This window comes from Telluria sp. LT1R51-2, assembly GCF_059685775.1.
In genome coordinates, this window is the sequence record NZ_JCASIM010000001.1 from 660,906 (window position 1) to 686,191 (window position 25,286).

Sequence of the window (25,286 nt, forward strand, 5' to 3'; positions counted from 1 at the left end):
ATGTTGTAATGACGCAGCACAAACCTGTTGCTTTATGCCTGACGGGTCAGTTTGAACAGGGTACGGATGTCACCGGCCACGGCGCCGCGGGCGTTCTTGATCAAAGGCTGCCGGTAACGCTCGAGCTGCTCGCGCCGCGCCGCGTTCAGCAGGCCCAGCTGGTCCAGCACGGCGTACACGGCCGGGTGCAGCGCACGCACATTGCCATCGGCGATCTTGATCGCGATGCCGATCCCGGCCGAGCGGATGCCGATCGCCTGCACGGCGTCGGCGCCGATCTTGGTGACCCAGTCGCCGTCGCCCGCCGTCATCCAGTGCAGGTCGGTGCGCTCCTCGCCCGAGACCAGGTCGGGGCGGGCGATCATCGCATCGCGCAGGATGCCCATCGCGCCGCCCAGTTGCGGGTCTTGCGGGCCATGCGCGAGGCGCGCGTACAGGTGCGCCAGGCGACTGAGCGGCATCGCGTAATTGGGCGCCGAGCAGCCGTCCAGGCCGACCGGCAGCGCGCCGGGCGCCACGCCGATGGCATCGGCCAGCGTGCTGCGCACGGCTTGCTGCAGCGGGTGCGCGCGGTCGACGTAGTGTGCGGTGGGGGCGTCGTGCAAGCGGCACCAGGCTAGAAAGCCGCTGTGCTTGCCGGAGCAGTTGTGGTGCAGCGGCGTCCAGTGCGCGTCCGGCGGGGGCTTGCCGCCGGTGAACTCGTAGTGCAGCGGCACCGCGCAGCCGCATTCGAGGTGGCCGGGGTCGAGTCCGATTTTATTCAGGATCGAGCTGACGCCAGCGAGGTGCCTGGCTTCGCCCGAGTGGCTCGCGCACAGCAACGCGACTTCGTCGCCGGACAGGCCGAAGCGCGCCGGACCGTCGGCCAGGACGAACGGCAAGGCCTGGAACGGTTTGAGCGCCGAGCGCGTGAAGGTCGGGTAATCCGGGTCGCCGGCAGACCACAACAGGCGCCCGCTCGTGTCGACGACGGCGACCGATCCGAGGTGCACGTTCTCGATCACGTTACCGCTGTCGGGGTAGCCGCGCGTGGTCGCGGCGAGGGGAGTGACTGGCATGGGAGAGGGTGAATTCGGGTTGAAGGAACCCTACTGTACGACATACCTACAGAATGCAGACACACAGTTGAAACAAGGCGCGCTTTGATATATGCACCTCCCGTTCACCCCACCGATTGCGCACTTCGTCGCGCATTTCCGGCGCTTGATGCGCTTGGCGCTTGAATGCTTTTTGCGGCTCGCTAGACTGGCTTCATCGTCAGGCAACAGAGCGCTGGCGACACGGACTTCTCCGCCACCGACCTGAAAGGAATTTTCATCATGCGCCTCGCCCGCCTTGCCTTGTTTGCCGCCGCCGCCGTCGTTTCACTGACCAGCGCCGCCCAGCCACTGACTGCAACCAACCCCGACGTCGTCAATGTGCGCGCCGCGCAGCCGAAGAAAGTCTATGTCGATCCGCTGATGTACCAGCACATGCAGGGCGCCTACAAGCTCGACGACGGGCGCACGCTGCACGTGACGGGCAAGGGCCGCAAGCTGTACGCCGATCTCGGCGACGGGCCGCAGGAAATCGTTCACGTTGGCCGCGACCGCTTCGAAGCGGTCGGCAAGGACGTGAGCGTGCGTTTCGACGGTGCGCCGTTCCCGGACGCGGTCCACATCAGGGACGATGCCGGCCGGGTGCTGGCCTCAAGCCAGCGTTGAGCCGAAGCGCCCGGCCTGGTAGTCGGTGATCGCCTGCGCGATTTCTTCGCGGGTGTTCATGACGAATGGCCCGTGCGAAACGACCGGTTCGCCGATCGGATCGGCGTGCCCGAACAGCAGCAGCGAGCCGGACTCGGCGACGATCTCGAGCGTGTCGCCCTCCGTGCTCAGCTCCACCAGTTGGTAAGCGTTGGCGAGATCGCCGTGGTGACCCACGCCGATGCGTCCACGCACCACATACAGCAGCACGTTGCGACCTTGCAGGCCGGTGATGCGCAGCCGGCCACCGGCCTGCATCGCGACCGTGCTCATGAACACGCCCGTCAGCGACTGCACCGGGCCCGTGTTGCCGTCCAACTCGCCCGCGATCAGGTTCAGCATGACCTTGCCGTCGTCGAGCGATAACGCGGGAATGCGGTCCTGCTGCACGCCGGTGTAGGCGGGCGCCGTCATCTTCAGGTGCGACGGCAGGTTCACCCACAACTGCAGGATCTCGAGCGGGCCGCCCGTCTCGAGAAACGCGCGCGGCGAGACTTCGGCGTGCACGATGCCGCTGCCGGCCGTCATCCACTGGATGCCGCCGGCGTGGATCACGCTTTCATGGCCGGCGCTGTCGCGGTGGGCCAGCATGCCTTCGACGATGAAGGTGACGGTTTCGAACCCCCGGTGCGGATGGGGGCCGAACGGCAGGCCGCGGTTGTGCGGGCCATAGGTTTGCGGGCCGTGGTGGTTCAGGAACAGGAAGGGATCGATCTGGTCGAGCTGGGGCGAGGGTACGGGGCGCTGCGTGAGCAGGTCGCCGATATCGTCGCGCAGCGCGGCGTGCGTGCGCAGGAAAGTCTTGTCGGTCATGGTGAGGATGTCGTTGAGTGGGGATGCGTAACGATACGCTGAAAGTGGCCATGACGTTCACAGCGGTGGCAGAAGGCGCTATGCTGGGCGTTTGCGTAGTTGCACCCCTTGGAGATCGGCCCAGTATGTACAAGAACGCCTGCATTGCCAGCCTGCTGCTGGCCTCATCCACTGTACTGGCTGCAGCATCTACTACAGCCCCTGCTGCGGCGCCCGGCGAGGTCGCCGTCAGCGCCGCCAAGTATGCGGTGGCCACCTACCGCAACGACGTCGTCGACACGCTGGCCAAGCTGGTGAGCTTCAATACGGTGGCTGATCCGCGCTACCCGTCCGACCAGAACCCGGTGCATGCTGCGTTCAAGGCTACGCTCAAGGCAGAAGCCGGGCGCATGGGCCTCGACTACACCGATTACGGCTGGACGGTTGTCATCGGCCTGGGCAAGGGCACCGAGCGTGTCGGCATCGTCACCCATGGCGACGTGCAGCCAGTGGACCCGACCAAGTGGAAGAAGTCACCGTTCGTGCTGGACCGCACGAGCGAGCCGGGCAAACTGATTGCGCGCGGCGCCGAGGATGACAAGGGGCCGATCGCCACCGCGCTGTATGCGATGAAGACGATCCGCGACCGCCAGATTCCGCTCACCAAGCGCATCGAATTGTATGTGTACATGGGCGAGGAATCCGACTGGGGTCCGCTGACCGAATTCCTCAAGACGCACGTGCCGCCGCAGATGAGCATCACGCTCGACGCCGAATATCCGGTGGTGACGGCGGAGAAGGGCGGCGGCACGGTGGCCGTGACGATCCCGAAGGCCGGCGCGCAGGCGCCGCTCGAGGGCGACGCCTACATCGCCGCGTTCGCGGGCGGCTCGTTCAACACGCAGATTCCGGAAGACGCCGAAGCGCTGGTGGCCAACGCGACGCCCCAGATCGAAGCGCAGATCCGCGCTCGCGGCGCGCAGCACGAGGGCATGACCTACACCTACACCTGGCAGGGCAAGGACCTGGCAGTGCGCGCCAAGGGCGTCTCGGCCCACTCGTCCAAGCCGCAGGAGGGCGTGAACGCGGTGAGCATGCTGGCCGATGCACTGGCCGTGCGGCCGTGGGCCAACACGACCGCCGGCGGCACCGTGAACTACCTCAACGAGATGGTGGGCACCGGCTACTACGGCGAGAAATTCGGCAGCGGCGCCGGCAATATCGCCTATCGCGACAAGTTCATGGGCCCGCTCACATTCAAGCCGACCGTGATCCGCCAGCTAGACGACGGCATCGAAGTGGCGATCAACCTGCGCCGTCCGCAAGGCAAGACAAGCGCGCAGCTGACCGACCAGATCAACGCGGCACTGAGCCAGTGGCAGGCGCGCCAGGTTCCGCTCACGAACATCAAGGTGGGCATGCGCGACCCGTGGGTGCTGAACGATGCGCCGCAGGTGCCGACCTTGCTGTCGACCTTTGCCTATTTCACCGGCATGAAGGATGCGAAGCCCGTCGCGATCGGTGGTGGCACCAATTCGCGGCTGTTCCCGAATACCGTCAGCTTCGGTCCGTCGATGCCGGGCCAGAAATATTCCGGGCATTCGGAGCATGAGTTCATCACGACCAAGCAACTGCTGCTGAATCTGCAGATGTACACGGCAGTGCTGGTCGAACTGGCGCGCTGAGCTGGTGGCCCGGTGGCGGGCGCGCCCGAACGCGGTATTTGCCACGGCTGGCCTGTAGGGCTGCTTCTTGCCAGCTAGTGTAAAAACTTCTAATTTTTGCGTAGGCGCGGGACTACAATATCCTTGCCGTGGAGCGCCTTTGCTGGTGCTCTCCCTTGTGAATCATCGTTGTATGCCGAGGGCGGTATCGTCCCGATACAGCCACAGTATTGTCGCCTGGAAAAGTCCATAGTTCCCGGTAGAAAATGTGGCAAATACAGCATGTTAGGATCGGCAAGGAGCCTTGCTCCTGCAGCCGTGAGCGCATCAATGCGTCGATGTTGGCGTGCGCGCTCGCGCCGGATGTGACCGAACCTTATTGATTGCCATGCACAGTAAAGAACTCAAAAAACCGGACGGACGCAACCTTACCCTCTACAGCAACGGACCGATTCCGGACGATCTGGTCGCACCCAGCCCGTTCCCGGATCCGCAGCACGCGAACCCGCATCTGCGCTGGCATCCACTGCGCGGCGAGTGGGTGACCTACGCGGCATTCCGCCAGAATCGCACCTACCAGCCGCCACCCCAGTACAACCCGCTGGCGCCGACGATCGACCCCGCCAATCCCACCGAGATGCCGGCCGGCGACTACGAGATCGCCGTGTTCGACAACCGCTTCCCGTCGCTGGCGCTCGAGTCGCACGATCCGCCATCGGTGACGGTGCAGACCGCCCCGGCCAATGGCCAGTGCGAAGTGGTCGTGTTCACGCAGGATCCGAACACGGCGCTGGCCCACCTGCCGCTCTCGCGCATTGCGCTGCTGCTGCAGGTCTGGGGCGATCGCACCACGCGCGTGGGTAGTCTGCCGCACATCCAGTACGTGCTGCCGTTCGAGAACCGCGGCGCCGAAGTGGGCGTCACGCTGCACCATCCGCACGGCCAGATCTATTCGTACCCGTTCGTGCCGTCGGTTCCGGCGCGCATGCTGGCGCAGGAGCGTGAGTACTACCAGCAGCACGGCGCAAGCATGCTGTGTGACATGGCGCGCGACGAAGCCGCCGACGGCAAGCGCGTGCTGTACCAAGACGATTTCGCGATTGCTTTCGTGCCGGCCTGCGCGCGTTATCCGTACGAGGTATGGGTGATGCCGACTGCGCCGTGCAAGGATTTCGCCGCACTCACGCCGCCGCAGCGGGATTCGCTGGCGCGCGCGCTCAAGACCGTGCTGCTCAAGTACGAGACGCTGTGGAACCGGCCATTCCCGTACCTGATGGCGTGGTACCAGGCGCCGACCGACGGCGCCGAACATCCCGAAACGCAGCTGCACGCGCAGTTTTATCCGCCGTACCGCACGCGCGACCGGCTGAAATACCTGGCCGGTACCGAGCTGGCGGCCGGCATGTTCGCAATGGACGTGCTGCCCGAGACCACGGCGTACGAATTGCAGCAGGTCGAGATCGACCTGGAGGAGGGCGCATGACGGACATCGATATGCGCGCCCAGGAGGTCGCCGACAAGCTCGCGCAGCTGCGCGCCTCCCTCGCCAGCAGCGGCGCCGGCGCCGTGCGCCTGCGCGGCACCGACTGGTTCGCGTGGGTCACCGCAGGCGGCTCGAACGCGGTGCTGCACACCACCGACACGGGCATTGCCGAAGTGCTGGTCACGCCGGGCGACGCCTGCGTGCTGACCGACCAGATCGAAGGCGAGCGCCTGCGCCTCGAAGAAGTGCCGGCCGGGTTCAGCTTTCATGTCGAACCGTGGGCCGAGCCCGAGCTGCGCGAGCATTTCGTGCTGGCCGCGGCCGAGGGTCGGCCAGTGCTGTCGGACCGTCCGCAGGGCGACGAACTGCCGTTGCCGCTGCCGCTGCGTCAGCGCAAGCTGGTGCTGGGCGACGCCGAACAGGCGCGTTACCGCCTGCTGGGGCGCGAAGCAGCCGAAGCCATGACCGAGGTGCTGCACCGTGCTCGCCCCGACTGGACCGAGCAGCAATTGGCCGGCGCTGGCGCCGACGCGCTGTGGCGGCGCGGCATCCATCCGGCACTGGTGCTGGTGGCCGGTGCGCGGCGCTTGCCGCTGTTTCGCCATGCAACGCCGTCGCACGAGCCGATCGGCGAGCGCGCGATGCTGGTGTTCTGCGCGCGCCGCCACGGGCTGTATGCCAACCTGACGCGCTTCGTGAGCTTTGGCGGCGCAGGTTCAGCACCCACGGCCCAACGCGCGCTGATGGCGCTGGAGGCCACCGGCCTGGCGGCCGTGGTGACGGGCAAATCGCTGTCGTCGGTGTATCACGCGCTGGCCCAGGCCTATCACCATGCCGATGTCGAGGACGCGATCCGCGAACACCACCAGGGCGGCATCACCGGCTACCTGGCGCGCGAGATCGTGGCCACGCCAAGCACCGCCACGCAGCTCGAACAGGGCATGGCATTTGCGTTCAATCCAAGTTATAACGGTATGAAGATCGAAGACACGTTCCTGCTCGGCCCCGACGGACTCGAAAACCTGACCTTCGACCCGGCCTGGCCGTCGGTGGACATCGACGGCCGTCAGCGGCCGCTCTGGCTGGAGGTGGACGCATGACCATTACGACCGATACCTTCTTTGGCGGCGCCCCCGAAGTGAACGCCTCGGCGCCGGGGCGCGTGAATCTGCTGGGTGAACACACCGACTACAACGACGGCTTCATGCTGCCGGTGGCCACGCCCCAGCGCACGCTGGTGGCCATGAGCCGCAGCGGCGACGACCATTTCCATTTTTACTCGCCCAACTTCGATGCGACCGTCACGTTCGCAAAGGACAGCAGCGCGCCGCAGGGCTTCGGCAGCTATATCGAAGGCTGCATCCGCCTCGTGCAGCTTGAAGGCATCGAGGTGCCGCCACTGCGCGTGTATGTCGAGACCGATTTGCCGGTGGGCTCCGGCCTGTCGTCGTCGGCCGCGCTCGAAGTGGCTATGCTGCGCGCCATGCGCGCGCTGCTGGGGTTCGAGCTGGACGACGTCAAGCTGGCGCGCATCGCCCAGCGTGCCGAAATCGAGTACGCGCACGTGAACTGCGGGATCATGGACCAGATGGCCTCGAGCCTGGCCGATGAAACCAATATGCTGTTCATCGATGCGCGCACGCTCGAACACCACCTGGCCGCGCTGCCGCCAGAGACCGAACTGATCGTGATCGATTCGGGCGTGGCGCGCACGCTGGCGGCGAGCAAGTACAACGAACGGCGCGCCGAATGCGAAGAAGCCTCGCGCATCCTGGGCGTGACGGCGCTGCGCGACGTGGCCGACCCCGCAGCGGTCGAGGCGCTGCCGTCGCCGCTGCGCGAACGCGCCCGCCACGTGGTGCACGAAAATCTGCGTGTGCTCGAGGCCGCCAAAGGCGTCGACGCCGAACGCTTCGGCGCACTGATGAATGCCTCGCATGCGAGCCTGCGTGACGATTACGAAGTCTCGATTCCTGCGCTCGACGTGCTGTGCGACGCGCTGCGTGCAGCGCCCGGCGTGCTGGGCGCGCGTCTGACCGGCGCCGGCTTTGGCGGCGCCTGCGTCGCCCTGTGCCGCAAGGGGCAGGCGCAACAAGCGGCTGCCACCGCGCTGGCGGCCTATCATGATCATCATGGACCAGGCAATGACGTCCAGGGACGCATCCTGATTCCGGTACCAACTGACAGAAAGGACAAGAATGAATCAGTTTGAATACCCGCGTCCCCAACTGGTGCGCGACCAGTGGCAGAACCTGAACGGCACGTGGCAGTTCTGCTTCGACGACGAAGGGCACTACACGCTGCCGTCGGATGTGAAGGAATGGACGCACGAGATCACCGTGCCGTTTGCGCCGGAAACCGCGATGAGTGGCATCGAAGACACGGGCTTTCACCGCTTCGTCTGGTACCAGCGCGAATTCGAGGTGATGCCCATGGATGGGCGCACGATCCTGCACTTCGGCGCGGTCGATTACAGCGCGCGCGTGTGGGTCAACGGCCAGCTGGTCGTCGAGCACGAGGGCGGGCACACGCCATTCTCGGCCGACATCTCCGGCACCTTGAACGCGGATGGCAAGCAGGTCGTCACCGTCTGGGTCGAAGACGACCCGGCCGATCTGGCCAAACCGCGCGGCAAGCAGGACTGGCTGCTCGATGCGCACTCGATCTGGTACCCGCGCACGACGGGCATCTGGCAGACGGTATGGATCGAACAGGTCTCGCACACGTATATCCAGAAACTGCGCTGGACGCCCGTGTTCGAGACCTACGAAATCGGCTGCGAAGTGTTCGCCACCGGCGATATCCAGGAAGAGCTGTTTGTCGAAGTCAAGATCTGGCACGGCGACCAGCTGCTGGCCGACGATTACTACAAGCTGCTGGGTGGTGAGGCGAACCGCAAGATCGCGCTGTCCGATCCGGGTATCGACGACTCGCGCAACGAAATTTTGTGGAGCCCGGAACGCCCGACCCTGCTCGATGCCGAAGTGACCCTGCGCGCAGGCGACGTCGTGCTGGACCGCATCCGCTCGTACACGGCGCTGCGCTCGGTGTCGATCAACCGCGACCGCTTCATGCTCAATGGCCGCCCGTACCAGCTGCGCCTGGTGCTGGACCAGGGCTACTGGCCTGAATCGTTCATGACGGCCCCGTCCGACGGCCACCTGAAGCGCGACGTCGAGCTGGCCAAGCTGATGGGCTTCAATGGCGTGCGCAAGCACCAGAAGATCGAGGACCCGCGCTTTTTGTACTGGGCCGACAAGCTGGGCCTGATGGTGTGGGAAGAGATGCCATCGGCCTACCGGTTCAGCCCGCGCGCGATCACGCGCATGGTCAAGGAATGGACCGAGGCGATCGAACGCGACTACAGCCACCCGTGTATCATCGTGTGGGTGGCCTTCAACGAGTCGTGGGGCGTGCCGAACCTGACGCTCACGCAGGCGCATCGCAATGCCGTCGAGGCGTTGTACCACCTGACGCGCACGCTCGACTCGACGCGCCCGGTGATCGGCAACGATGGCTGGGAAGCATCGGCCACCGACATCCTGGGCATTCACGACTACGACAGCGATCCGGAGAAAGTGCTGGCGCGCTACGCCGTCACCGATCCGGTGCGCACGCTGTTCGACCAGCGCCGGCCCGGTGGCCGCATCCTGACGCTCGATGGTTTCCCGCATCGCGGCCAGCCGATCGTGCTGACGGAATTCGGCGGCATTGCCTACGATCCGAAGCAGACGCCCAATCCCGACGAGACGACGTGGGGCTATAGCCGCGCGCATACGGCTGAAAGCTATCTGAAGCAATACCGGCGCCTGCTGCAGGTGGTGAACGAGACGTTCATGTTCAGTGGTTTCTGCTACACGCAGTTCACGGACACGTTCCAGGAGGCCAATGGCTTGCTGAACGCCGACCGCTCGCCGAAACTGCCTTTGGATGTGATCAGCGCCGCCACGCGCAATATTCCGTTGTACCACCGCGAGGTAGAGGCAGACAAGGACGCTGGCACGCCTTAACGACATTCAAAGGGCAGGGCCGGTACGGCCTGCCCGCTGAAGCTCCACCAGGCCACATGTCGCGCAGGCGCATGTGGCCTTTGCACGTGCGCATGCGTTCAGCGCCGGATCGCGCCGCCCGTCACATTGACGCGCTCGCCGCTGCGCAAGTCAGAGGTACCGCTGTACGTGATGACCTGCGTGCTGCCGTCGTCCATGCGCACCTTGACGCGGTACGCCTGGGCAGCGCCGGTGCCGCCTGTTGCGCCGGCCGTGCCGCTGGTGCCCACGGATGCGTCGCTTTTGCTCATGCCACCCGGGGCAGGGAGGCTGGCGATGGACAACACTGTGCCGTTGGGCGCGGGCATGCGCGCAGACGCGGCGGCGGACTGGTCGCTGCGCTCGTCCTGCATGCCGGCGCTGCCGGAGCCGGTGGCGCCTTTGCTGCCGGACGTGCCTGCACTGGCCGACGTGATGGCCGGGCCGGTCACAATGCGTTCCACGTCGCCGCTGCTGCTGGCGACATCATCGGTATGGCTGCTCGTTGCGCTACTGGCCATGTCGCCGGCGCTGCCCGTGGCGGCGCAGCCCGATGCGGCGAGCATGACCGCCAGCAGGCCCGCCATGGCCACGCTCTGGTGCGATTGCTTCATGATCAACTCCTCTTAGTGGTGTAGGGATGTGACGGTGCTGTGCCACAAGGATAAGAGGCGCAACGCGCAGCAGCGTTCCAGCTGTCGCGTCAGGAAGGTAGTTGGATCAAGCAGGCGGGCCATGGCGGGAACCCGGCCGGACAAGGATGGTCAGCGCGCCCGTTCCGGCGCAGCGCGCACCGCGTGCGGCATCGGGACCCGCGCAAGCAGCGCAGTCAGTATGATGGCTGCGACGGTTGCTGCGCTGACATCGACCAGCCAGTCGTGCACCGTGCCCGAACGGTACGGCAGGAAGTGCTGCACGCTCTCGTCGAAGGCGCCCATCAGCGCAATGGCCAGCACCGCCTTGAGTGCACGTTGCAACCCGTTCCCGGTACTGCCAAGGAACCACAGTGTCGCAAGAGCGGCATAGGCCAGGCTGTGCAGGACAAGGCCGGACGCGAATTCGCCCACCTCAGCGCGCGCACCGGGCACGGAGCCGGCGATCACGATACAGGTAAAGATCAGCAGTGCCACAGCGTGCATGGCACGGCGGTGACGTGGTTCGGCGTACAACAGGGGAGACAGGGCAGGCATGGCGACGTGGTGACAGTACAGTAACGGTGACGGGGCAAACGTCAACGTTACCATGCCGGGCGCACCTTGTGTGCCCGTTGCCGCCGGCCCGTGCGCCAGCCGCTCACTGCGACGGGGTCAGATCGTCAGTGCCGGTGCACCGTTGGCATAATGGGCGTCGAAACAGCTGGCGCAGTCGGCACAGAACAGGTGCGCCACGCGTACGCTCGCCTGTCGCAACACGAGTTTCAGGTGCGACCGGCGGCACTTGGGACACACTTCGCGGACGCTGCCGAAGGTAAGCAGATTGAGGGGCGCGCTGTCACGATCGACATCGTCGACCACGGCGCGTGGATTGAGTTCGCTGAGGATGAGGTCGCTTGTAGAATGATTGCGACGGCAACTGTCTGGCGAAAGCGATGTTTCTGGTACACGTAAACTCATCGGACGATCTCCCGTGGTCGTTTCGTTGTACGCGGTCTCCACCCGCTGGGCAAGGTGGGACGTCGCAGCTTCATGATAGCCCTATTGAAGACGGCTTCAAGCACATAGACAATTTTTTCTGGCCCAAGTTGCCACAATGCCGAAAAAAATGCCCGCGCGAGGCGGGCATAACCCGAGAACGGGCCAAGAGTGCGAAATCCGGGTTGGTGTGCAGCGCACGGAGCGCTCCACACCTGCTGGCACCACGCATATCGGTTACGTGTGTGTCAGGTGCGTTCGAGTATAGGCAGGGATTGTGACGGGTCCGTGACGATTGTCAATGTTGCGCAGGCATAGTGAACGCAATTAAGCTTATTGCAATACGGCCGAAATAACGTGATCCGCGCAAACCGTTCAGGCAAAAAAAAGCCCGCTGGGCGGGCTTGAAACTATTTTCTTGGAGGAGAATAGTGGAGACAGGTGTAACTATAGGGATTCACTGACCGGGCGTCCAATTGCGTTTTCGGATACCAGACATGTGATCTGTCAATATCTCTGTCGCGACGCTGTTTGCGCATCAATCGCGCACCGGCACCGTGTAGTTCAGTGCCATGCGCCCGCCATCGGCGTACAGGGTCTGGCCCGTCATGTACGACGCATCGTCGCTGGCCAGGAAGGCGGCGATCGACGCGACTTCTTCCGGTTCGCCGCAGCGGCCCAGCGGAGTGCGCGACAGGATCGTGTGTCGCGCTTCCGGGCTGCCCAGCACGGCCTTTTTCGCCAGCTCGGTCAGGATCGTGCCGGGACCAATGGCGTTCACGCGAATATCGTACTGGGCCAGGGCGATGGCCGCCACGCGTGTGAGCTGGTTGACGCCGCCTTTCGAGATCACGTACGGCACCTGGTTGGGGATCGTCAGCTCGGCGTTCACACTCGACATATTGATGATGCAGCCGCCTTCGCCGCGCGCCACCATGTCGCGCGCCGCTGCCTGGCTGCACAGGAACATCGATTTCAGGTTGATGCGCAGCACGCGGTCGAAATCGTCCTCGTGCAGGTCGAGGAACTCGGCAGCGTGGGTCACGCCGGCATTGTTGATCAGGATATCGATGCGGCCAAATGCGGCCAGCGTGGCCGCGATCATCGCATCGACCTCGACCTTGATACCGACGTCGGCACGGCAGGCGCGGGCTGCATCGCCCAGGCTGGCAGCGGCTTGCTCGACTTCGGGCCGGATATCGACGAGCATGACGCGCGCGCCTTCGCGCACGAGGCGCTCGGCGCAGGCCAGGCCGATGCCCTGGCTGGCCCCGGTGACGATGGCGATCTTCTGGTGTAGTTTCATGGCGGGCTTTCGGCGCTGTGGCAAAAGCTGCCATTCTAACCACCTGCGGCAGCGCCCCACAGGTGCCGAAATAAAAACTGCTATTTATGTGTAAGTTTTTCCCGTGGCAACGTACTACAGGATCCATTGCCCCTTCAATGAGAACGAGATGAACTGGAAACACCTCGCGTTTGCCCTTACGGTCCTGAGCTACCACTGCATGGCGTCGGCGCTGCCGCTCGGCCATCTGTCACGGCCAATCGAGCAGGTCGGGTGCTGCGCACCCGCACCTGTCTGTGTCGAGCCACCCGATCAGGATGCGCGGATGGCGGCATGATGTTGCGCGGAGCGCAGGATGCCACGTTTGCCCGCGTGGTTGCAGAACATGGCCCCATGCTGGCGCGCTTCGCGGCCAGTTTCGAGCGCGATCGCCACGCGCGAGAAGACTTGCTGCAGGATATCCTGCTCGGCGTGTGGCAGGCGCTGCCTGCGTTTCGAGGCGACGCGAGTCTCAAGACCTACATCCTGGGCGTCGCGCACCGGCGCTGCGCGTCGCATGTGATGCGCGAGGTGGCGCAGCCGCGCCATGAAGAACTCGACGACGAGTGGGTTGATGGCCAGCCGGGTCCTGAAGTGCTGGCAGGCCTGAATCAGCAACAGGCGCGCCTCTTGAGCGCGCTGCGCGACTTGCCCATCGGGCAGCGCCAGCTGGTGGTGCTGGCGCTCGAAGGCCTGCGCTACGACGAGATCGCCGACTTGCTCGGCATCACGGTGGGTAATGTGGGCGTGCGCCTGAACCGCGCGCGGACAGCGCTCAGAGAACAACTGGAGGAACGATGAACGAGCAAGACGAATGGGCGAATTTGCAGGATGCGTGGGGCGCGAGCCGGCCTGCCAGCGCCGTGCCCGACGTGGGCTTGATGATCGCCCGTGCGCGGCGCGAACGCCGCATGACAGTACTGGTGCTGGTGGGCGAATGGGTGATGATGATCGTGGCGGCAGTGCTTGTCGCGGAGCGCTGGCAGCGTGTCGCTACCAACGGCTACGAGACATTGTGGCTGGGGTTCCAGACGCTGCTCATGGGCGTCATCATCGTTGTTTATACGTGGACGCGCCTGGCTGCCCTGCATGAGCCGGCGGGAACGAGCCTGCGCGACTGGCTGGCGCTGCGCCGCCGGCGCGCCCGGCTCGGCCTGCGCCTGGCGCGCTTCACACGCTGGACGACGGTTGCCTTACTGCCGGCGCCGGTGATCGTACTGGTCATGGCGCGCAGCACCCAGGCCGGCATCACCGGGTTGGTGACAACAACGCTGGTGCTGGGAGCGGGATGGTGGTGGGCGCAGCGCAAGCGCGCCCACATGAACGCCGAGATCGCCGAGGTCGACGCGCTGGCGCTGGAATGGCTGGATGAACCGCCTGGCCCATCGGGCCAGACGTCTAGAGCATGATGGGCCGGTCGGGCAACTCGTTGGTGCGCTCGCCGCTGGCCGGGAAGTGCTGGTGCAGCAGGTCGTTGACCTGCGCCACTACCGCCAGTGTGGCGTCATGGAAGTGCCCGTTCTTGAAGCCTGCTGTCAGCGTGCGGCACACGGCTTGCCAGGTGGCAGCGTCGATCTTGCGGTCGATGCCCCGGTCGGCCACGATGTCGACCTTGTGCTCCGCCAGGTTCACATAGATGAGCACGCCGCAATTGTCTTCGGTATCCCACACGCCATAGTCGGCGAACAAGGCGAGCGCGCGCTGGCGGTTGGTGATGCCGTCCCAGGCGGCGTCGAAGGGCAGGGCCTTCTCGACGATCAGGCGCACCTCGCCGCGGTGCGTGCGCTCGCCGGCATCGATGGCCTCGGCAATGGCCGTGAGCGTCGTTTCAGGAAACGCGCGCCGCGCTTCGCCCGCGCTGCTGGTGGCGTGGCGCCACGCGCGCGTGATTTTTTGTGCAATCGATCCCATTACCAGTCTCCCGAGGCGCCGCCGCCGTCAAAGCCGCCACCACCGCCAGAAAAACCGCCGCCGCCAAAACCACCGCCGCCACCGCCACCGCCAAACCCGCCACCACCACCGTTACTCATATTGCCGATGATGTTGCCGAGAATGAAGCCGGTCGTCGCACCGCCCCAGTTCGAGCGGCCACGGCTGCTGGCAACCGTGCGGCCGCGCTTGCCGCCGAAGACCGAGCGCAGCAGGAATGCACCGATCAGGATCGCAAAGATTGCGATCAGTGGAATCCCGCCGCCGGCAGCCTCCTGTCGTTGCGGCGCTTGCTGTGCAGGCGCCGGGAAGGCTTCCTGGTTCAGCAGTGTGGCAATCGCGCCCACGCCGGCCACCAGGCCTTCGTAATAATGTTGTTCCCGGAAATGCGGTGCGATCACGTCCTGCAGGATGCGCTTGGACTGGGCGTCGGTCAGCACGCCCTGTACACCACGGCCGGCCTCGATACGCAGGCGGCGCAGCGCCGACGGGTTGCCGGGGGCGACGACCAGCAGCACGCCGTCGTCGACACCCTTGCGGCCGAGCTTCCAGGCATCGGTGACGCGGATGCTGTAGGCCTCGATGGCTTCGGGCTCGGTCGACTTGACCAGCAGGACGGCGATCTGGCTGCCGGTCCTGGCTTCATAGTCGGCCAGCACCGCTTCCAGGCGCTGGCGCTGGGTCGCGTCGAGCATGCCGGCCTGGTCGGTCACGCGCGCCGTGAGTTTCGGCACGTCCTTGAGCTGTGCATGGGCCGGCGCCGCGCCGGCGAGCAGCGTCGCCAGTGCGAACAGGAGCGTGGAAAACAAGCGCAGGAAGGGCGTCATCGCCAGCCTTACTTGCCGAAGTTGACGGCTGGTGCGGTGGAGATCGCTTTTTCATTCTCGACCGTGAACGATGGTTTGGTTTCGTAACCGAACATCATGGCCGTCAGGTTTTTCGGGAACTGGCGCACGGTCACGTTGTAATCCTGGACCGACGCGATGTAGCGCTGGCGGGCCACCGTGATGCGATTCTCGGTGCCTTCGAGTTGCGACGCCAGGTCACGGAAGCTTGCATCGGCCTTCAGGTCCGGGTATTTTTCGGACACCACCATCAGGCGCGAAAGCGCACCCGACAGTTCACCCTGCACCTGCTGGAACTTCTGGAACGCTTCCGGGTTGTTCAGCACTTCCGGGGTAATCTGGAAGCTGGTGGCCGAGGCGCGGGCGCGCGTGACGGCTTCGAGCGTTTCACGTTCGTGCGACGCATAGCCCTTCACGGTATTGACCAGGTTCGGGATCAGGTCGGCGCGGCGCTGGTACTGGTTGACCACTTCACTCCAGGCGGCCTTGGTCGCTTCATCCTTGGTCTGGAAATCGTTGTAGCCGCAGCCCGAGAGCAGGATGCCGGCGAGAATGGCGCTGCCGAGCAGGCGGGTCCAGCGGGAGATAAAGGTCGTGTTCATGGCAGTAAAGGTCCGTGCAAGTTGTCGAATAATCAAAATATACCTGAAACGGGCCGCAATCGGTGTTCCTGCAACCCGGGGGAGCAGGTAGTGGCACGGCGGCGGGTACAATATTGGGTTTGCAATTATTCGGATACAAGGGGCTCGAGGTGACTTTCATTCAAAAACTGGCGGCTGCATGGACCCGCAACGATTCGCTGCTGTGTGTGGGCCTCGACCCGGACCTGGCGCGCTTCCCCGCGCACCTGGCCGGCCAGCCGGATGCGATCGTGCAGTTCTGCAAGGCGATCATCGACGCCACGGCCGATCTGGCCTGCGCCTTCAAGCCGCAGATTGCCTATTTCGCTGCGCTGGGCGCCGAAGACCAGCTCGAGGCAATCTGCACCTATCTGCGTGAGACGTATCCACACATCCCGCTGGTGCTCGACGCCAAGCGCGGCGACATCGGCGCCACCGCGCACCAGTACGCGCGCGAAGCGTTCGATCGTTACGGCGCCGATGCGGTGACCGTCAATCCGTACATGGGCTTCGATTCGGTCGAGCCGTACATGGCCTGGCCGGACCGCGGCGTGATCGTGCTGTGCCGCACGTCCAACGCGGGCGGCTCCGACCTGCAATTTCTGGACGTGGGCGGCCGTCCGCTGTACCAGCACGTGGCGCAACTGGTGGCCGACAAGTGGAATCGCAACGGCCAGTGCGCGCTGGTGGTGGGCGCCACGTTCCCGGAAGAGATCGCGCAGGTGCGCGCACTGGTGGGCGACATGCCGCTGTTGATTCCGGGCGTGGGCGCGCAGGGTGGCGATGTCGAGGCAACCGTCAAGGCGGGCCGCACGGCGGGCGGCGCCGGCATGATGATCAATTCGTCGCGTGCGATTTTGTATGCGACACCGCAGGATGGCGAAGACTTTGCGCAGGCAGCGCGGCGCGTGGCAACGGAAACGCGCGACGCGATCAATGCGGCGCGCAACGCGGCGTGATGTGAACATCGCGCCGTTGGCGGAATGGCGGAACGGCGTAACGGCGTAACCGCGTAATGGCGGTAGGGTGGACGGGTTTCCCGTCCACTTTACGTAGCGCCGACTTTCAGTGCAGTTCGGGCGCGATCATCTCGGCGTAGTCATACAGCGCGCCAAGAATCGCCTCCGCGCGCTCATCCGCCGTCTCGGACAACGCATCGATTTCCTGGAACAATTGATCGATGGTTCTGGCCCCGCCGGCGCCCTCGAACAGGCGCGCTGCGCGGTGCGCTTCCCAGGTTTGCATCTCTTCTTCCGACAGCGTCTCGGGGAAGTTGCGCGCGCGGTAGCGCAGCAGCAGTTCGTTGAGGCGCTCGTCCTCGAAGCTCACGCGCTTGCCAGTCAGGGCGGCGGGCTTTTGCATGCGGAGCGATTCCAGCTGGCGCCGGTCTTCCTTGCTGACGAAGCCGCCGTACAGATCCTCGTCCACATCGACCGGCGTGCCGGATGCCGGCTTTTGCAGCACCTGCGCCCAGACGGCGCGCAGGTCGGGGCCGGCAGCGGCCAGCGCGGCGTGCGCGCGGCCCTGTTCGAGATCGATATCCCAGCGCGTGGCCAGCTCGGGCTGCAGCGTCTTGAGATTGGCCACCAGCATCGGCGACTTGTTCAGGTGCACGCTCTTGATCGGCAGGCGCGTGACGCCTTCCGGCAAGTCGTCGGTGCGCGTGAACATGCGCGTGCGGATGGTTTCGGCATCCAGGGCGAACAGTTCTGACGGATCGTAGCGGCAATCCCAGACCAGGATTTCGTTCTTGTTGGTCGGGTGTTGCGCCAGCGGATAGACGAGGGCCAGGCAGCCGTGCTCGACCGGGAACATGCCGGATACGTGCAGGAACGGCTGGCGCTCGGCAGGGGCCTGGTGCAGGCCGATCTCGGCAGCGACGCGGTCCTTGCGGCGCAGCTCCAGGCAAAACTCGAACAGGCGTGGCTGCTTGCTGCGGATCAGGCGCGCCAGTGCAATGGTTGCGCGCACGTCCGACAGCGCATCGTGCGCGGCCTCGTGCGCCAGGCCATTGGCCGCGCTCAGGTGTTCCAGCTTGAAGCTCGGCTTGCCATCGTCGCGGGTGGGCCACACGATGCCGTCCGGGCGCAGCGCATGCACCATGCGCACGACGTCGAGCAAATCCCAGCGGCCGCAGTTGTGCTGCCATTCGCGCGCGTACGGATCGATCAAGTTGCGCCAGAACAGGTAGCGCGTGACTTCATCGTCGAAGCGGATCGTGTTGTAGCCGACGCCGATCGTGTCGGGCTGGCTGAACGCGGCTTCGATCTGGCGCGCAAACTCGTGCTCGGGCACGCCGTGTTCGAGGCAGTGCTGCGGCAGGATGCCGGTGATCAGGCACGATTCGGGATCGGGCAGGAAGTCATTGGCCGGCTGGCAGTACAGCATGATCGGCTCGCCGATCTCGTTGAGTTCAGCATCGGTGCGGATCGCGGCGAACTGGGCCGGGCGGTCGCGGCGCGGGGTCGCGCCAAAGGTTTCGTAGTCGTGCCAGAGAAAGGTATGCGGGCTCATGTCTTGTTGTTGTCTTGGCTGCAATCACAGCGTCGGCGACATGGTGGCACAGATGCGCCGTCGCGTCACGGACCGGCGTCACGGTCCGTGCTGCCGGGACGGTGTTGTGACCTAGTTGCTGACGCGGTTGCGTCCGGCTTCTTTCGCCCGGTACAGGGCGGCGTCGGCGGCTGCCATCAGCGCGTACTCATCGCCATTCTCGCCCAGGCTGGCCACGCCGAACGACGCGGTCAGGTGCGGCAGCTCTACGCGCATGTCGGTAAACACGACGGTGTCGCGCAGGCGCTGGCACAGGCGTTCGGCCACCATCGTGGCCAGTTCGATGCCGGTGTCGGGCAGGACGGCCAGCATTTCCTCGCCGCCGAAGCGCACCGCAAAGTCGGACGGGCGCAGCGCGTCGCGGATCAGGCTGGCTGCAGCCGACAGCGCCACGTCGCCAATGATGTGGCCATGGGTATCGTTGAACTGCTTGAAGTGGTCGAGGTCGATCATGACGATCGACAGGCCGCTGCCGGTACGGGCCGCGCGCGCCGCCAGCTTCGGCAGCATGTCGTTGAGCCATGCGCGGTTGTACAGGCCCGTGAGCGGGTCGTTGAGCGACAGCTGGCGGTAGAATTCGCCCAGCTTCTGGCGCCGGCGCAGCAGCGCGTTGGTGGTGCGGATGCGGAAGGACAACAAGCGCAGAAGATTACGCGCCAGCACGCTCGAGTGGTCGATCAGGGTCCAGACGACGCTCGATTCGATCACCAGGAGCTCGCTGTCTTCGAGCGCCGTCATGGCCGCCAGGTTCGCGGCATCGTCCAGCACGGCCTGGTCGCCGACGCTTTCGCCCGGCAAGACGCGGATGGTGCCGGTTTCGTCGCCTGCGTGCGCATCGGATTCGATCTCGAGCTGGCCCGAGAGCACGATGTACAGGTGCGCCTGGCCGCTGTCGTCGATGCGCTCGCCTTGGGGCACGCGCACGATGGCGCAGTCGGCCAGCATGGCGGCAACCTCAGGGTCGGTCTCGTCGCGAAACAGCTGCAAGTCGTTGATGTTGGTGCGGCTGGTGCCGAAGGTGCCGATCTGTTCCAAGTGTGTCCTCAAGCGGTGTGCCGCGTTGGCATGCGTGATTGCATGTGTTATTACATCAACGGAATCATAGCCGATTGTGCCACTCTTGCGCGTTTGGCGAAACTTAAACCACCATGGCTGACCCGCATGACACCTTCTACCACTGATCTGATCGACGCGTTGAGCCAGGCATATGTGCCCGCGCCCGGTGCACGTATTGTCTCTCTCGTACCATCGATTACCGAATTGCTGTGCGACCTGGGCCTGGCGCCGCAGCTCGTCGGCCGCACGGGTTTCTGCATCCATCCGAGGGACGTTGTCGCATCCATTCCCAAGGTCGGCGGCACCAAGGACGTCAATCTCGACAAGATTCGTGCGCTGGCGCCGACGCACGTGGTCGTCAATCTCGATGAAAACACGCGACCGACGTACGATGCGCTGGTGGAATTCGTGCCGCACGTGATCGTCACGCATCCGGTGACGCCGCAGGACAATCTGGCGCTGGCCCGCCTGCTGGGCGGCATCTTCGGTGTACAGCATGCGGCCCAAGCCTGGTGCGCCGCCTTCGACAAGGCATTGACCGCGCTGCGCGCAAGGCAGCCCGGTCCGTCACGGACGGTGCTGTACTGCATCTGGCAGGATCCGTGGATGAGCATCTCGGCCGATACGTATATCGCTGCGATGCTGGCTGAACTGGGCTGGCGCGTGCCGCTGCTGGGTGAAGACCGCTACCCGCGCTTCACGTGGTCGGACAGCCTGGTCGATGGCCTGGACGCCGTGCTGCTATCGACCGAACCCTACCGCTTCACGCAGGCGCACGTGGACGCGCTGGAAAAACAGATTGGTATTCCCGTGCTGCTGGTCGATGGCGAAATGCTGTCGTGGTACGGCAGCCGCGCGCTGGCGGGGGTACATTATCTGGAGGCGTTGCGGGAACTTCTGGAAGGTGCGGCCGGCGAGGTGCGTCGCGCTGAGTGAGGCGTCGGTGTTACCCCCCGCGCCCATGGCGGGCGCAGGGTCGTACGGGCACTGATCAGTTATCGGTCAGGTGCTTGTCGGCAGTCGGGTCGATGTCGCCGTCGACACCGTCAACGCCGACCACCGGCGTGGCGGTATGGCGATGCTTGTCGTGCAGGCGGCCGATGGTGCTGTCGAGTGCGCGGGCAAGTTTGCCGCTGGCGTTGTTGATGGCCTGGTGCAGGTCGTTGGCGTGATCGTGCACGACGATCGGGGCCACGCCGGCCAGACGGGCTTCGAGCATGCAATGGTTGCCGCCGTCTGCTTTCTTTTCCTTGTTCTCGTCGCTCAGGTGAACGTCGACACGGGTAACTTGCTCGCTGAAACGACCGATGGAAGCGCGCACGACGGTGTCCACGTGCTCGTCCAGGCCCTGGTGCTTGGTGATGGTGTTATCGGTATTGACGTTGATCTGCATGGATGGCTCCTGTAATCGTTATGGCTTTATCTTACACGTCCCGCGATTTTTTCAGCGTCCGCACCGTCTACTGTGCTGAGCTTACGATAAAAGCAATCTTGTTGCTAATTTTCAACATTACAATTTATCGCTCGTGTTGTAGGAGCGCTCCTACTAGAATCGCACCCCTACATCCAGAATTCTCACCAATTATTTCAGCGCCACCCATCGTCGACGGGTGTGGAACCGGCGCCTCACAGGGTAACGACAACACAATGCATCTGAATCACTTAAAAATCGGCCAGCGGCTCGCGCTCGCATTCGGCCTCGTGCTGGTCCTGCTGGCCATCGTGCTGGCCACCGGCATCCAGAAACTTCAGGCGATGGACAACCTGCTCGTCAAGGTCGTGCAAGGCAATGGCGCACGCATCGACGCAGCCGGCACGATGCGCGATTCGCTGCGCCGCATCTCGATCGCCATGCGCGACATGACCATCGAGACCGATCCCGCGCAGATGCAGGAGCAGGCAAAGATCATTGCCAGCGCGCGCAACAGCTATGACAAGGCAGAAGCAGCGCTCGAACGCCTGCATACGTCGGATGAGGGCCGGGCCATTCATGCAAAGATCGTCTCGAGCCGCAATGCGATGCTCCCGGTGATCGCCCAGGGCCAGACACTGGCGCTGGCCAATGACCTGGAAGGGGAAGCAGCCTTTCTGCGCAACCAGTTCGTGCCGACGATGCGGCCCTGGACCGCGGCCATCGATGAGATGGTCGCGCTGCAGCAGCAGCGCAATGCGCATGACCAGACGGCTGGCGGCGAAGCCTATGCTCAGGCCCGCGTCATGATGCTGAGCGTGGGCAGCTTTGCGTTGCTGGCTTCGATCATTGTCGCCTGGCGCATCACCCGTTCGATCACGCAACCCCTGAACCGCGCCGTCGATGTGGCGCGTACCGTCGCCGCCGGCGACTTGAGCAGCGACATACTGATCGATTCGCGCGATGAAACCGGCCAGCTGCTCGCCGCGTTGAAAGACATGAACCTCAATCTGCGCACGATCGTCAGCCAGGTGCGCGACGGTACCGAAACCATCGCCACCGCATCGGACCAGATCGCTACGGGCAACCTCGACCTGTCGGCGCGTACCGAGCAGCAGGCCGGCGCACTCGAAGAAACGGCGTCATCGATGGAAGAGCTGACCTCGACCGTGAAGCAGAATGCAGAGAATGCCCGTCAGGCCAACACGCTGGCGCGCTCGGCATCCGATATCGCCACCCGTGGCGGCGTGGTCGTGGCCGACGTGGTCGATACCATGAGCGCCATTCACACATCGGCCAGCAAGATCGTCGACATCATTTCCGTCATTGACGGCATCGCATTCCAGACCAATATTCTGGCTCTGAATGCAGCGGTCGAGGCAGCGCGCGCAGGTGAGCAGGGCCGGGGCTTTGCCGTGGTCGCCAGCGAGGTGCGCAACCTGGCGCAGCGCTCGGCCAGTGCGGCGAAAGAAATCAAAAACCTGATCGACGACTCGGTGACCAAGGTGGACGAGGGCAGCCGCCTCGTGACCCAGGCCGGCAGCACCATGGACGAGATCGTGGGCAGCGTCAAGCGCGTGACCGACATCATGGGCGAGATCACGGCCGCCAGCCAGGAGCAGGAAAGCGGCATCGAGCAGATCAATCAGGCCATCACGGAGATGGACGCGGTCACCCAGCAGAATGCCGCGCTGGTCGAAGAAGCCGCCGCCGCGGCGGAGTCGCTCAAGGACCAGTCGGCGCAACTGGCCGCCACGGTCAGCGTGTTCAAGGTCGATGCCGCACGCCATCCTGCGCCGCGTGTGGCTGCGGGTCAGCGCACGCTGGAACTGCAGGCGGCATGACCCGCCTGGTCAGCTGATCCGGTCTTTTTCAGGTGCCAGCGCTTTCTCGTGATGCGGAAAACGGTCCATCCGCGACAGCACCGGGAACAGCATCGCCCAGACGCCCGTCACGACCAGCGTGGCCACGCCCCCGAGCAGGATCGCGCGCGTCAGTCCCAGCCAGCCGGCCGTGACGCCGGACTCGAATTCACCGAGCTCGTTCGAGGCGCCGATGAACACCGAGTTCACGGCGCTCACGCGCCCGCGGATGTCGTCAGGCGTTTCGTACTGCACCAGCAGATGGCGGATATACACGCTGACCATGTCGCCCACGCCCAGCAGGAACAGCGCGCCGAAGGCAATCGCGACATGGTCGGTCAGGCCAAGCACGATCACGCACAGGCCGAACAGGGCAACGCCGCCGAACATCCAGGCGCCGACGCGGCGCGTGATAGGAAACATCACCAGCGCCACCGAACACAGGGCTGCGCCCATGCCCGGCGCGGTGCGCAGAAAGCCCAGGCCGGACGGGCCCACGCCTAGGATGTCGTGCGCATACGCGGGCAGCAGGGCGGTCGCGCCACCAAACAGCACCGCGAACAGGTCGAGCGAGATGGCACCGAGCACGATCGGGCGCGAGCGCACGAAGCGCAAGCCTTCGAGCAGCGTGTGCCAGCTGACGGGCGCCTTGTTGATCACCTGCGCGATGGTGCGCGTGTTCGTCATTAAGAGCACCGCCAGCGCGAGCAGCGAGGCGGCCGTCATGTGCACCGTCTGCGGTCCCAGCACGTAGAGCAGGCCGCCGACGATCGGGCCGAGGATCATCGCCACGTGCATCGTCGAGGAGCCCAGCGCCACCGCCTGGCTGAAGTCGCGGTCGGGCACCAGGTTCTTGAGCACCGCCTGCGAGGCCGGCATCATGAAGGCGCGTGCGCTGCCGAACAGCACCAGGATCGCGAACACGGGCCACACGGTCGTGCTGCCGCTGGCCGTGAAGGCAATCAGCATCGCGCTGCACAGCAGTTGCACGGCCATGCAGCACAACACGATCAGGCGCCGGTTGTAGCGGTCGGCCACGTGGCCGGCCCACAGGATCAGCACCAGGAACGGCGCGAACTGCGCCAGGCCGATCAGGCCCAGGTCGAACAGGCTGCCGGTGATCTGGTACACCTGCCAGCCGATCGCCACGCTCTGCATCTGCACGGCGAAGGTGGCAAGAAAGCGCGCCGACAGGTAGAACGCCAGGTTACGGTTGCGCAGGACACCCAGGCGCCCGGTCGGTGAAATCAGCGGCATGGGGCCTTATTGGTCAGCCAGATCGGCGGCGGTTGTGAACGCGTCGGCGAAGAATTCGTCCTCGGGCAGGCCGCACAGCGCCACATAGTCGCGCCGCGCCGCATCGACCATGAGCGGTGCGCCGCAGGCATACACCTGGTGGCCGGACAGGTCGATGATGTCCTGCACAACGGCGGCGTGCACATAGCCGGTGCGGCCCGTCCAGGCATCTTCTGGCAGCGCATCCGAAATCACCGGCACGTAGGTGAAGTCGGGCAGCGTGGTTTCCCAGGCGCGGCAGAGTTCGTCCATGTACAGGTCGTGCGGGCGGCGGCCGCCCCAGTACAGCGTGACCTTGCGCGTGGACTTCAGGTGCATCAGGTGCTCGACCAGGGCCTTGACCGGTGCGAAGCCGGTGCCGGAGGCCAGCAGCACGATCGGCTTGTCGGAGTCTTCGCGCAGGAAGAACGTGCCGAGCGGGCCTTCGAAGCGCAGGATGTCGCGCTCTTTCATGGCGCCGAACACGTGGTCGGTGAACAGGCCGCCGGGCAGGTGGCGGATATGCAGTTCGAGCGGGCCTTCGAACGACGGCGCATTGGCAATCGAATAGGCGCGGCGCTTGCCGTCCTTGAGCAAAAATTCGATGTACTGGCCGGCGCGGTAGGCCAGCAGTTCGTTGGCCGGCAATTGCAGGTTGACGATGGCGACGTCCGGCGCCGCCTTGCGGATGCCGGCAACGCGCGTAGGCATCTTGCGCAGCGGGTAATCCGAGCTGCCGCCCACTTCGCGCGCCTCGATCACCAGGTCGGCCGACGGCATCGCGCAGCAGAACAGCGCCATGCCGGCGGTCTTTTCGATGTCGGAGAGGGCGCGCTGCTGGTACGGCTTGTGCTCGATGGCGCCATCGAGCACCTTGCCCTTGCACGAGCCGCAGGCGCCGTTCTTGCAGCCATACGGCAGGCCGACGCCGGCGCGGATCGCGGCGGCTAACACGGTTTCATCGGCTTCGCAGCCGAACTGGCTGCCGCTGGGCTGGACGGTGATCTGGAAGGTCATGCGAATGGAGAAGTTGGGGCGCGAACGCGGGTGGTTGGTGGGGTGCGCCGGTGT

Annotated in this window: 26 protein-coding genes; 12 read left to right on the forward strand and 14 right to left on the reverse strand. The window is 64.9% G+C overall.

Annotation, left to right across the window (positions count from 1 at the left end):
* Positions 1-32: 32 nt before the first annotated feature.
* Complete coding sequence (locus tag AC56LH_RS02900; RefSeq protein ID WP_499643893.1) at positions 33-1,058, reverse strand: asparaginase; 1,026 nt, start codon at positions 1,056-1,058, stop codon at positions 33-35.
* 261 nt (positions 1,059-1,319) lie between these two features.
* Between AC56LH_RS02900 and AC56LH_RS02905 the strand changes: the two genes are divergently transcribed.
* Complete coding sequence (locus AC56LH_RS02905; protein ID WP_499643895.1) at positions 1,320-1,703, forward strand: hypothetical protein; 384 nt, start codon at positions 1,320-1,322, stop codon at positions 1,701-1,703.
* Here the strand turns inward: AC56LH_RS02905 and AC56LH_RS02910 are convergent.
* Positions 1,689-2,555 (reverse strand): pirin family protein, encoded by an 867-nt coding sequence (locus tag AC56LH_RS02910; RefSeq protein WP_499643897.1) that lies wholly within the window; start codon positions 2,553-2,555, stop codon positions 1,689-1,691. The two genes, AC56LH_RS02905 and AC56LH_RS02910, sit on opposite strands and share 15 nt — an antisense overlap.
* A 125-nt stretch (positions 2,556-2,680) precedes the next feature.
* Here AC56LH_RS02910 and AC56LH_RS02915 point away from each other — a divergent pair, with 125 nt between their 5' ends.
* The 5 genes from AC56LH_RS02915 (at position 2,681) to AC56LH_RS02935 (ending at position 9,691) form a co-directional block, all read left to right on the forward strand.
* A complete protein-coding gene (locus AC56LH_RS02915; RefSeq protein ID WP_499643899.1) occupies positions 2,681-4,219 on the forward strand; it encodes a dipeptidase in 1,539 nt (512 codons plus the stop codon).
* 367 nt (positions 4,220-4,586) lie between these two features.
* Complete coding sequence (gene galT / locus AC56LH_RS02920; RefSeq protein WP_499643901.1) at positions 4,587-5,681, forward strand: galactose-1-phosphate uridylyltransferase; 1,095 nt, start codon at positions 4,587-4,589, stop codon at positions 5,679-5,681.
* A complete protein-coding gene (locus tag AC56LH_RS02925) occupies positions 5,678-6,781 on the forward strand; it encodes a M24 family metallopeptidase (RefSeq protein ID WP_499643903.1) in 1,104 nt (367 codons plus the stop codon). Before galT ends, AC56LH_RS02925 begins: the two co-directional genes overlap by 4 nt.
* Complete coding sequence (gene galK, locus AC56LH_RS02930) at positions 6,778-7,893, forward strand: galactokinase (protein ID WP_499643905.1); 1,116 nt, start codon at positions 6,778-6,780, stop codon at positions 7,891-7,893. The genes AC56LH_RS02925 and galK overlap by 4 nt, the downstream gene beginning before the upstream one ends.
* Positions 7,880-9,691: a glycoside hydrolase family 2 protein gene (locus tag AC56LH_RS02935; RefSeq protein WP_499643907.1), complete on the forward strand. Its 1,812-nt coding sequence runs from the start codon at positions 7,880-7,882 to the stop codon at positions 9,689-9,691. The genes galK and AC56LH_RS02935 overlap by 14 nt, the downstream gene beginning before the upstream one ends.
* A 98-nt stretch (positions 9,692-9,789) precedes the next feature.
* On the opposite strand, the gene AC56LH_RS02940 is transcribed toward AC56LH_RS02935, so the two are convergent.
* The 4 genes from AC56LH_RS02940 to AC56LH_RS02955 form a co-directional block, all read right to left on the reverse strand.
* On the reverse strand, positions 9,790-10,323 hold the full coding sequence (locus AC56LH_RS02940; protein WP_499643909.1) for a hypothetical protein: 534 nt from the start codon (positions 10,321-10,323) through the stop codon (positions 9,790-9,792).
* A gap of 150 nt (positions 10,324-10,473) precedes the next feature.
* Entirely contained in the window at positions 10,474-10,899 is a 426-nt protein-coding gene (locus tag AC56LH_RS02945) for a VanZ family protein (protein WP_499643911.1), read from the reverse strand.
* Positions 10,900-11,016: 117 nt separating this feature from the next.
* Entirely contained in the window at positions 11,017-11,322 is a 306-nt protein-coding gene (locus tag AC56LH_RS02950; RefSeq protein ID WP_499643913.1) for a hypothetical protein, read from the reverse strand.
* Between the two features lie 556 nt (positions 11,323-11,878).
* The gene (locus AC56LH_RS02955; protein WP_499633529.1) at positions 11,879-12,646 is read right to left on the reverse strand and encodes an SDR family NAD(P)-dependent oxidoreductase; all 768 of its coding nucleotides are present in this window, start codon (positions 12,644-12,646) and stop codon (positions 11,879-11,881) included.
* 148 nt (positions 12,647-12,794) lie between these two features.
* Between AC56LH_RS02955 and AC56LH_RS02960 the strand changes: the two genes are divergently transcribed.
* Genes AC56LH_RS02960 through AC56LH_RS02970 form a run of 3 tightly spaced genes read left to right on the forward strand, consistent with a single transcriptional unit; the run spans position 12,795 to position 14,073 of the window.
* Positions 12,795-12,962, forward strand: a complete 168-nt coding sequence (locus AC56LH_RS02960) for a hypothetical protein (RefSeq protein ID WP_499643915.1) — start codon at positions 12,795-12,797, stop codon at positions 12,960-12,962.
* Complete coding sequence (locus AC56LH_RS02965) at positions 12,959-13,465, forward strand: RNA polymerase sigma factor (RefSeq protein WP_499643917.1); 507 nt, start codon at positions 12,959-12,961, stop codon at positions 13,463-13,465. The genes AC56LH_RS02960 and AC56LH_RS02965 overlap by 4 nt, the downstream gene beginning before the upstream one ends.
* Entirely contained in the window at positions 13,462-14,073 is a 612-nt protein-coding gene (locus AC56LH_RS02970) for a hypothetical protein (protein WP_499643919.1), read from the forward strand. Before AC56LH_RS02965 ends, AC56LH_RS02970 begins: the two co-directional genes overlap by 4 nt.
* Here the strand turns inward: AC56LH_RS02970 and AC56LH_RS02975 are convergent.
* The 3 genes from AC56LH_RS02975 to AC56LH_RS02985 are packed head-to-tail and all read right to left on the reverse strand — an operon-like array spanning position 14,063 to position 16,040.
* Positions 14,063-14,575, reverse strand: coding sequence for a TPM domain-containing protein (locus AC56LH_RS02975; RefSeq protein WP_499643921.1), 513 nt, complete (start codon positions 14,573-14,575; stop codon positions 14,063-14,065). The genes AC56LH_RS02970 and AC56LH_RS02975 overlap by 11 nt on opposite strands.
* Positions 14,575-15,420, reverse strand: coding sequence for a TPM domain-containing protein (locus AC56LH_RS02980; RefSeq protein WP_499643923.1), 846 nt, complete (start codon positions 15,418-15,420; stop codon positions 14,575-14,577). The genes AC56LH_RS02975 and AC56LH_RS02980 overlap by 1 nt, the downstream gene beginning before the upstream one ends.
* Before the next feature lie 8 nt (positions 15,421-15,428).
* Positions 15,429-16,040 carry a LemA family protein gene (locus AC56LH_RS02985; RefSeq protein WP_499643925.1) on the reverse strand — a complete coding sequence of 204 codons (612 nt, stop codon included), beginning with the start codon at positions 16,038-16,040 and terminating at the stop codon, positions 15,429-15,431.
* 149 nt (positions 16,041-16,189) lie between these two features.
* On the opposite strand from AC56LH_RS02985, the gene pyrF reads away from it, so the two are divergent.
* Positions 16,190-17,017 carry an orotidine-5'-phosphate decarboxylase gene (gene pyrF / locus AC56LH_RS02990; RefSeq protein WP_499643927.1) on the forward strand — a complete coding sequence of 276 codons (828 nt, stop codon included), beginning with the start codon at positions 16,190-16,192 and terminating at the stop codon, positions 17,015-17,017.
* A 106-nt stretch (positions 17,018-17,123) separates the two neighbouring features.
* Here pyrF and sbcB read toward each other — a convergent pair whose 3' ends face one another.
* Together sbcB and AC56LH_RS03000 are read right to left on the reverse strand one after the other, a co-directional pair.
* Positions 17,124-18,572 carry an exodeoxyribonuclease I gene (gene sbcB, locus AC56LH_RS02995; RefSeq protein ID WP_499643929.1) on the reverse strand — a complete coding sequence of 483 codons (1,449 nt, stop codon included), beginning with the start codon at positions 18,570-18,572 and terminating at the stop codon, positions 17,124-17,126.
* Between the two features lie 111 nt (positions 18,573-18,683).
* The gene (locus AC56LH_RS03000) at positions 18,684-19,646 is read right to left on the reverse strand and encodes a GGDEF domain-containing protein (protein ID WP_499643932.1); all 963 of its coding nucleotides are present in this window, start codon (positions 19,644-19,646) and stop codon (positions 18,684-18,686) included.
* 126 nt (positions 19,647-19,772) lie between these two features.
* Here AC56LH_RS03000 and AC56LH_RS03005 point away from each other — a divergent pair, with 126 nt between their 5' ends.
* On the forward strand, positions 19,773-20,603 hold the full coding sequence (locus AC56LH_RS03005; protein ID WP_499643934.1) for a helical backbone metal receptor: 831 nt from the start codon (positions 19,773-19,775) through the stop codon (positions 20,601-20,603).
* 55 nt (positions 20,604-20,658) lie between these two features.
* Here AC56LH_RS03005 and AC56LH_RS03010 read toward each other — a convergent pair whose 3' ends face one another.
* Positions 20,659-21,060 carry an HPF/RaiA family ribosome-associated protein gene (locus AC56LH_RS03010; RefSeq protein ID WP_499643936.1) on the reverse strand — a complete coding sequence of 134 codons (402 nt, stop codon included), beginning with the start codon at positions 21,058-21,060 and terminating at the stop codon, positions 20,659-20,661.
* Positions 21,061-21,314: 254 nt separating this feature from the next.
* Here AC56LH_RS03010 and AC56LH_RS03015 point away from each other — a divergent pair, with 254 nt between their 5' ends.
* Positions 21,315-22,922 (forward strand): methyl-accepting chemotaxis protein, encoded by a 1,608-nt coding sequence (locus AC56LH_RS03015; RefSeq protein WP_499643938.1) that lies wholly within the window; start codon positions 21,315-21,317, stop codon positions 22,920-22,922.
* A 9-nt stretch (positions 22,923-22,931) separates the two neighbouring features.
* Here AC56LH_RS03015 and AC56LH_RS03020 read toward each other — a convergent pair whose 3' ends face one another.
* Together AC56LH_RS03020 and AC56LH_RS03025 are read right to left on the reverse strand one after the other, a co-directional pair.
* Positions 22,932-24,197, reverse strand: a complete 1,266-nt coding sequence (locus AC56LH_RS03020) for an MFS transporter (protein ID WP_499643940.1) — start codon at positions 24,195-24,197, stop codon at positions 22,932-22,934.
* A gap of 6 nt (positions 24,198-24,203) precedes the next feature.
* Positions 24,204-25,232 (reverse strand): CDP-6-deoxy-delta-3,4-glucoseen reductase, encoded by a 1,029-nt coding sequence (locus AC56LH_RS03025; protein WP_499648365.1) that lies wholly within the window; start codon positions 25,230-25,232, stop codon positions 24,204-24,206.
* Positions 25,233-25,286: the final 54 nt, after the last annotated feature.

Bases quoted from the DNA above. Each gene is read 5' to 3' on its own strand.
- AC56LH_RS02900 (WP_499643893.1), bottom strand. From the start codon at position 1,058: ATGCCAGTCACTCCCCTCGCCGCGACCACGCGCGGCTACCCCGACAGC.
- AC56LH_RS02905 (WP_499643895.1), top strand. From the start codon at position 1,320: ATGCGCCTCGCCCGCCTTGCCTTGTTTGCCGCCGCCGCCGTCGTTTCA.
- AC56LH_RS02910 (WP_499643897.1), bottom strand. From the start codon at position 2,555: ATGACCGACAAGACTTTCCTGCGCACGCACGCCGCGCTGCGCGACGAT.
- AC56LH_RS02915 (WP_499643899.1), top strand. From the start codon at position 2,681: ATGTACAAGAACGCCTGCATTGCCAGCCTGCTGCTGGCCTCATCCACT.
- galT (WP_499643901.1), top strand. From the start codon at position 4,587: ATGCACAGTAAAGAACTCAAAAAACCGGACGGACGCAACCTTACCCTC.
- AC56LH_RS02925 (WP_499643903.1), top strand. From the start codon at position 5,678: ATGACGGACATCGATATGCGCGCCCAGGAGGTCGCCGACAAGCTCGCG.
- galK (WP_499643905.1), top strand. From the start codon at position 6,778: ATGACCATTACGACCGATACCTTCTTTGGCGGCGCCCCCGAAGTGAAC.
- AC56LH_RS02935 (WP_499643907.1), top strand. From the start codon at position 7,880: ATGAATCAGTTTGAATACCCGCGTCCCCAACTGGTGCGCGACCAGTGG.
- AC56LH_RS02940 (WP_499643909.1), bottom strand. From the start codon at position 10,323: ATGAAGCAATCGCACCAGAGCGTGGCCATGGCGGGCCTGCTGGCGGTC.
- AC56LH_RS02945 (WP_499643911.1), bottom strand. From the start codon at position 10,899: ATGCCTGCCCTGTCTCCCCTGTTGTACGCCGAACCACGTCACCGCCGT.
- AC56LH_RS02950 (WP_499643913.1), bottom strand. From the start codon at position 11,322: ATGAGTTTACGTGTACCAGAAACATCGCTTTCGCCAGACAGTTGCCGT.
- AC56LH_RS02955 (WP_499633529.1), bottom strand. From the start codon at position 12,646: ATGAAACTACACCAGAAGATCGCCATCGTCACCGGGGCCAGCCAGGGC.
- AC56LH_RS02960 (WP_499643915.1), top strand. From the start codon at position 12,795: ATGAACTGGAAACACCTCGCGTTTGCCCTTACGGTCCTGAGCTACCAC.
- AC56LH_RS02965 (WP_499643917.1), top strand. From the start codon at position 12,959: ATGATGTTGCGCGGAGCGCAGGATGCCACGTTTGCCCGCGTGGTTGCA.
- AC56LH_RS02970 (WP_499643919.1), top strand. From the start codon at position 13,462: ATGAACGAGCAAGACGAATGGGCGAATTTGCAGGATGCGTGGGGCGCG.
- AC56LH_RS02975 (WP_499643921.1), bottom strand. From the start codon at position 14,575: ATGGGATCGATTGCACAAAAAATCACGCGCGCGTGGCGCCACGCCACC.
- AC56LH_RS02980 (WP_499643923.1), bottom strand. From the start codon at position 15,420: ATGACGCCCTTCCTGCGCTTGTTTTCCACGCTCCTGTTCGCACTGGCG.
- AC56LH_RS02985 (WP_499643925.1), bottom strand. From the start codon at position 16,040: ATGAACACGACCTTTATCTCCCGCTGGACCCGCCTGCTCGGCAGCGCC.
- sbcB (WP_499643929.1), bottom strand. From the start codon at position 18,572: ATGAGCCCGCATACCTTTCTCTGGCACGACTACGAAACCTTTGGCGCG.
- AC56LH_RS03005 (WP_499643934.1), top strand. From the start codon at position 19,773: ATGACACCTTCTACCACTGATCTGATCGACGCGTTGAGCCAGGCATAT.
- AC56LH_RS03010 (WP_499643936.1), bottom strand. From the start codon at position 21,060: ATGCAGATCAACGTCAATACCGATAACACCATCACCAAGCACCAGGGC.
- AC56LH_RS03015 (WP_499643938.1), top strand. From the start codon at position 21,315: ATGCATCTGAATCACTTAAAAATCGGCCAGCGGCTCGCGCTCGCATTC.
- AC56LH_RS03020 (WP_499643940.1), bottom strand. From the start codon at position 24,197: ATGCCGCTGATTTCACCGACCGGGCGCCTGGGTGTCCTGCGCAACCGT.
- AC56LH_RS03025 (WP_499648365.1), bottom strand. From the start codon at position 25,232: ATGACCTTCCAGATCACCGTCCAGCCCAGCGGCAGCCAGTTCGGCTGC.